Origin of the sequence: Streptomyces sp. P17 (genome assembly GCF_032436805.1) — a bacterium.
In the GTDB taxonomy this organism is placed as follows: Bacteria; Actinomycetota; Actinomycetes; order Streptomycetales; family Streptomycetaceae; genus Streptomyces.
The window spans coordinates 1-263 of sequence record NZ_JAVRBF010000990.1 but is presented as its reverse complement, the minus strand read 5'-3'; the positions used below and the strand labels follow the sequence as shown (position 1 = coordinate 263).

Annotated in this window: 1 protein-coding gene; it reads right to left on the bottom strand. The window is 63.5% G+C overall.

The window, feature by feature from the left end; genetic code table 11:
* The coding region (locus tag RMT89_RS43690) for an ATP-binding cassette domain-containing protein (protein WP_315889310.1) at positions 1-263 on the bottom strand (263 nt) is incomplete at both ends.

The window sequence follows — 263 nt, the reverse complement described above, 5'->3', positions numbered from 1 at the left end:
GCACGGTCATCGACTGAAAGATCTGGAGGTTCTGGAAGGTGCGCGACATGCCGCGCGCCGCCAGAAGGTCAGGGCTTGTGCCGGTCACATCCTCGCCGTTCAGCGTGACCCGCCCGCTGTCGGGAAGGTAAACCCCCGAGATCATGTTGAACAGTGTGGTCTTGCCGGCGCCGTTGGGCCCGATCACGGACACGATTTCGCCGGGTTTCAGGCTGAAGCTCACGTCATTGACCGCGCGCAGGCCGCCAAAGCTGATGCCCAGC